The sequence below is a fragment of the Polaromonas sp. P1_E3 genome (genome assembly GCF_056405935.1).
Genome location: NZ_JBFUBD010000630.1, coordinates 1 through 1,152 on the forward strand (window position 1 = coordinate 1; position 1,152 = coordinate 1,152).

At 61.3% G+C, this 1,152-nt stretch carries 1 protein-coding gene; it reads left to right on the forward strand.

What is annotated here, in order from left to right:
* The coding region (locus AC1D0Z_RS22335; protein ID WP_477660335.1) for a ShlB/FhaC/HecB family hemolysin secretion/activation protein at window positions 1–1,152 on the forward strand (1,152 nt) is incomplete at both ends.

Here is a 1,152-nt window from a genome sequence, read left to right on the forward strand (position 1 = left end):
TCGCGAACGTTTTGATTTCCAGCCAGAGCCCGGAGCCTCACCGGCGCCTCCGGAAATCAGGGCCGAGCCCACGGGGTTTTTGCCTGAATCGCTGAGGGCCATCAAGGTCACCCTCAGGCGCATTGAGATTGAAACCGGCACTGTGTTACCCGGCGGCGTTCTTCAGGCGCATGCGGACAGCTATACCGGACGGGAAATTACCGGCAGCGAGATTTTGCAACTCGCTTCTTCCCTGACCGCGATGTACCGCAATGCGGGCTACATCCTGTCGCTGGTGGTGGTGCCTCCGCAGTCCCTGTCTGAGGGCACGCTTACCTTGCGTGTGGTGGAAGGCTATATCGACAAGGTGAACATTCAGGCGGGAGACGATGTCAGCGATTRTGTGAAAGGCCAGCTTGCAGCCACCGGCGAGAAAATCAGGGCCTCACGTCCCATCCACGGCCCTTTGCTTGAACGCTATCTTCTGATTGCCAACGATTTTCCAGGGGTCGAGTTGCGCAGTGTGTTGGCCCCGGGCCAGGCTCCCGGGGCCGCCGACCTTACGTTAATCGCCAAGGTGAAAAAGGTTGAAGGTTTCGCTGCCGTAGATACCTATGGGTCCAAATACCTCGGCCCCGGCGAGGCGGGTGTGGAACTGACCCTCAACCAGGTGCTGGGGGTCAATGACCAGTGGCGCTTTCGGGGCATGGCCGGCGGCGGTTCCGAGCTGGCCTATGCGCAGCTTTCTTACAGCCAGGTTGTCACGACGGAGGGCCTTCGGCTGTCCGCTGCCGCGTCAAAGGCACGCACCCGCCCGGGCGACGTCCTGGCGCCTTTTGACATGCGTGGAAACGCGGACACAGTGACGATCTCGGCCGCGTACCCGATGCTGCGGACCCGTAATGAAAGCGTCACCGCGCGGGTGGCGTATGAGCACACCGATGTGCAAACCGATGTGCTGGGTACCCGGGTGATTGAAGACCACATCCGTGCATTGCGGCTGGGGTTCACCTGGCGTGTGCTTGACCGGCTGGGCGGGCAGAACGCTCTGGATGTGGATTTCAGCCAGGGAGTAGGCGGCACCCAGGAGTCCGACCTGCTCAAAAGCCGCACGGGCGCCAAAGGGGTGTTCAACAGACTCACGTTCGATTACGAGCGCTCCCAGTCTCTGGC